A 4,278-nucleotide genomic window follows, 5' to 3' on the forward strand; every position below is an offset into this window, starting at 1 on the left:
GGGTAAACAAAGTTTAGAATGTCGTCTTTGGCTAGCCCAATAAGACGAATATGGAAACCATCTTTAATAATACTTTCAGCAATCTTGTCCCAATTTTTCACCTCACCATCAGGGTTTATGGTCACTAAGGTCGAAAAATTATTGAGGATATACATATCTGACACGATCGCGGCTTCTATTCGAGAACGAATGATCGATAGCTGCTTTTTTGCCTCAGAGTAGGATTCATCTTTCAGGTAGGATAACTCTTTAGAGTGAAAAAACTCGATAGCACTCATTACCACTAAAAAAAACAGTAAAGATAATAATTTGGCAGGCCATTGCTTGCTAGAACCACTTGGCATTCAGACCCCCTAAACCTTTTTGTTCTTAAATTTGCTCATATCAGACTAACTCTTTAAGTATGCCGTTAAGCTATTTAAATACATACACTTAGCCTAGTGCTCATTTCATTATTGAGTCATTCATCACTTAAAGTCCATTAGACACATTGATTACTGAACCAAATATCGAATCAATCTTATTAAAGATTACAATGTATTGACCAAAACCTTACATTGAAAGATTCATGAGTGTTATTTTATATTCACAATTAATCAGCTTGGTACCTTACGAACATGAAGCTAAAAACGCTAACTCTGTGCACATTGTTATCAATCTCAGTTGCGGTTGCTGTTCACGCACAAGCTACTTCAGATACGCTAACGGCTTTTGACACACAACAGACTGTTACTATACAAGAGCCCGTTAACATACACGCAACAATCGTACCAAATGTTCAATCACAAGCTGGTGTTCTCGACTCTCGAGAGCAATCTTTTAAACAATCCGCCGATCTGATTCGCACAACCTACGAAAGCCAACTTTACACTCTGCCTGCATTCAAAGAGGGTCACTATGGTTTGCGTATGTATCGACAAACATTAGACGACAAATATTCTGCCGCGGTATGGAGTGACATGGCACGTGTCGCAAGTAAGCTCAGCCGCTTGTCGAATGATGTTCACACCATGGAACAAATCGTACTGTACTCAGAAAAGCGTGTTGCTTCCTATGTTGGCGATAGCGATGAACGCAGTGTTCGACGCTACAACATCACCAAGCACATGCCAGAATATCTATATCTTGGTGTTGACCTTCTCGGCTCTATGGCGCGCGCCAATGAGTACGGTTTAGAACACAAGAACGATGTCAAACTGCGCGAGATTATTCGTCGTTATGACTTTTCACGATACGTGACCAATGAAGATATGGTGAAAGCGTGGGCAGCCCAACTCGCTAATCAAGTTTACTGGCTACGCCAATTAGGTGAACAAGATGTCGTTGATGAATTTGTCGATACCTTCAAAAAAGCCTACCCAGACGATAACGACAAGAAGCTTTCAAGCCAGCAATACGGCAATAAGATCTATGGTATGACACATGTGATCTTTGGAGATTCTGAGTATTACCAGCACCAAGTAAGCGAGCAAGAACACCAATGGGTCTACGATTACTTCAGAGAAAACATCGATACGATCCTGCTACGAGCTAAAGAGGATGTGATTGCTGAGGTTGGGTTGACTTTCTTACTAGCCGGTCTAGAGAATGACCCGGTTGTAGAGAAAACTAGGCTTGCAATCCAGGCATCTATCGATAAGACAAAAGGCATGATCCCTTCGGTCACCGGTGATTTTGATCTCAAGTATGGAGAGCACCGCAACGTACTCGCTATCATGCTACTCGATTGGCAGCAAGTGAACGAAGCACCGACTTATGAAGGTAACCCTAAAGTATTTACTAACATCCCTTACGGACTAGTTGAAAATCAACCGCTGAAGCACTAGCCATAATACTTAAGTTGATTTTAGAACCCAAAAAGCCGCAAACCTCTCAAGGTCTGCGGCTTTTTTAACTCTTACCACACCAACACTTCATTCAGGCTCAGGATACGACTTTGTTCATCACTATCGTGAAATCCCCTTCAGCGTAACCTTCTATCAAGGAAACATCATCACAGAGTGTTTTACAGAATCGATATACGCCTTGAGGGTGATAACTCATCAAGGTATTACGTGAAGGATATTGGCTTGAATTGAGCAGATTAAAAATCACCGTCTGATTCGCTAGTCCAAACATACGAGTAATCATGTTAGTCAGATAATCCGAGTCGCGAGAGATGTAATTCAATGAGCCACTGGCGATAACTACATCGTGTACCTCAAGGCTCATTTGGCTCATATCACCCGACAAAAACCGACAACGATCTTCTGTATAGCTCTGTTTCGCCTTCTTTAAAAAGCCTGCGTGTTGGTCAACGCCGGTGTAAGATTGAATGCGATAGATGCTGGCGAGCAACTCAAACAGCTCGCCATAGCCACAACCCAAATCTAAAATACTCTTCTTTTCAAAGTCAGCCGAACGAGCAATCACTTCAAAGCGACATAATTGGCTCTCTTCGCTAGTCCACCCTAAAGCTTTAGCCTTATCGCCATTCGCTCGGTTAGCCTGTTTGCGATGATAGCGATACACTTTCCAACGATCGAGCCAGTGCATTCAAACAAATCTCACTTCAATGAACATAAGTACGCCTCAATAAACTTAGACGTCGGAATTTGAAGAAAAGAGCCCACCGCTTTTATAACCGATCGCATAGCAAACCACGGCGACAGTCACAAACACCAAAGCTGAGAAGACATAAGCCACCGATGCAGCGACGCCAGTGCCCCATACTACGCTAAACACCAAACCGAGATACGCTTCTTGCGGCCACTGATAGATAGGAAACTGAGTACCACCAGCAATAAGATAAATCATCGCAAACAAGCCAATGAAGGTAGCAATAAGACCGATGAGAACGCGCATGTTCATAGAGAGACCCTTGATAAATTTGAGCTTGGTTGCCGTATTCTTAGTCGGAACGGAATATTCTTATTCGGAGCCGAGTGTTCTTAATAGAAACCGGATTTTCTTAATTGAAGCCGAATGCTATTAATCGCAACCTAATGATATTCAAGTATATCGGATAAAACAGGCCTGCTCTATTACTCTTCCGAGTGAGCCTTATACACCGCATAGCAATAAAAGTGGTGGTTCAAAATCTGAATCAACTTAACGAGCAGGCACAAAAAAGCGGACACCCTTCTCACGTTAAATCCGCAAGAAAGGTGCCCGCTTCAACTGAATTTAGGCGCTTGAACTGAATCTCGCTTAAAGCAGGATGAAGATACCCGCTAAACACGCACTCATTAGGTTTGCAAGCGTACCAGCAGCGACTGCTTTCAAGCCTAAGTTTGCCACTTCAGCACGACGCTCTGGTGCCATAACACCGATCGAACCTAGCTGAATAGCGATAGAGCCAATGTTAGCAAAGCCACATAGAGCAAACGTCACGATGACTTGGCTATGTTCAGATAACAGCGCTTTGTTCTCAACGAAATCGATGAAAGCAACAAACTCGTTCATTACGATCTTCTGACCAATGTAAGAACCCGCCATTAAGACTTCATCACTCGGGATACCAATCAGCCATGCTAAAGGCGAGAACAAGTAACCGAAGATAGCTTGCAGCGTAATACCCGCAAAACCGAACGTCTCACCTAAGCTTTCTAGGCCAGTGTTCACCATCGCAATTACACTCACGAATGCAATCAACATAGTACCGACAGCCACCGCGACTTTCATACCGTTCATCGCGCCGCTTGCCAGTGCATCGATCACGTTGCTTTGGTCAGCTTTATCGAGTTCGATATGGTCGTAGTCACTTGGTGTGCTGCGCTCAGGAACGATGATCTTCGCCATTAACAGACTACCCGGAGCTGCCATGAAACTTGCTGCGATAAGGTATTTAAGTTCAACACCTAAACCAGCATAACCACCAAGCACACTACCCGCTACCGACGCCATACCACCTGCCATTACAGCAAACAGTTCCGAACGAGTCATAGACTTTAAAAACGGACGAATAAGAAGAGGAGACTCACCCTGAGAAAGAAAGATATTACCTGTCGCTACCAAGGATTCAGCTTTACTGGTGCCCAGCAGTTTTTGCACCGCTCCGCCCAAGATTTGAATCACTTTTTGCATGATACCGAGGTAGTAAAGTGCCGAAATCAGAGCACTGAAGAAGATAATGATTGGAAGTACGCGTATCGCGAAAATGAAACCTTCAGTTGCAAGGTCGCCGAAAAGGAATGCGATACCAGCGTCTGCAAAACCAAGCAGGCTAGAAACGCCATTACTTAGGCTCGTTAGCGCCAATTGTCCCCACGGGAAATATAACACCAAAGCCGCGAAGCC

The 4,278-nt window shown here is 43.8% G+C and carries 4 protein-coding genes and 1 pseudogene; 1 reads left to right on the forward strand and 4 read right to left on the reverse strand.

Annotated features, from left to right (window positions below; all coding sequences use genetic code 11):
- A pseudogene (locus AB4496_RS21640) lies at positions 1 to 344 on the reverse strand (sensor domain-containing diguanylate cyclase); the annotation flags it as partial.
- 273 nt (positions 345 to 617) lie between these two features.
- Between AB4496_RS21640 and AB4496_RS21645 the strand changes: the two are divergent.
- Positions 618 to 1,826, forward strand: a complete 1,209-nt coding sequence (locus AB4496_RS21645; RefSeq protein ID WP_102257519.1) for a DUF3541 domain-containing protein — start codon at positions 618 to 620, stop codon at positions 1,824 to 1,826.
- A 97-nt stretch (positions 1,827 to 1,923) separates the two neighbouring features.
- On the opposite strand, the gene AB4496_RS21650 is transcribed toward AB4496_RS21645, so the two are convergent.
- From AB4496_RS21650 to AB4496_RS21660, 3 genes are all read right to left on the reverse strand, one after another.
- Positions 1,924 to 2,535, reverse strand: coding sequence for a class I SAM-dependent methyltransferase (locus AB4496_RS21650; RefSeq protein ID WP_009845703.1), 612 nt, complete (start codon positions 2,533 to 2,535; stop codon positions 1,924 to 1,926).
- Positions 2,536 to 2,580: 45 nt separating this feature from the next.
- The gene (locus tag AB4496_RS21655; RefSeq protein ID WP_009845704.1) at positions 2,581 to 2,850 is read right to left on the reverse strand and encodes a hypothetical protein; all 270 of its coding nucleotides are present in this window, start codon (positions 2,848 to 2,850) and stop codon (positions 2,581 to 2,583) included.
- Between the two features lie 339 nt (positions 2,851 to 3,189).
- A partial coding sequence (locus tag AB4496_RS21660; RefSeq protein ID WP_372131930.1) for a NupC/NupG family nucleoside CNT transporter occupies positions 3,190 to 4,278 on the reverse strand: 1,089 nt, incomplete at its 5' end.

The sequence above is a fragment of the Vibrio sp. 10N.222.46.A1 genome (assembly GCF_041473595.1).
In the GTDB taxonomy this organism is placed as follows: domain Bacteria; phylum Pseudomonadota; class Gammaproteobacteria; order Enterobacterales; family Vibrionaceae; genus Vibrio; species Vibrio tasmaniensis_A.

Coding starts and splice junctions, on each gene's coding strand:
- AB4496_RS21650 (WP_009845703.1), bottom strand. CDS start 2,535: ATGCACTGGCTCGATCGTTGGAAAGTGTATCGCTATCATCGCAAACAG.
- AB4496_RS21655 (WP_009845704.1), bottom strand. CDS start 2,850: ATGAACATGCGCGTTCTCATCGGTCTTATTGCTACCTTCATTGGCTTG.
- AB4496_RS21645 (WP_102257519.1), top strand. CDS start 618: ATGAAGCTAAAAACGCTAACTCTGTGCACATTGTTATCAATCTCAGTT.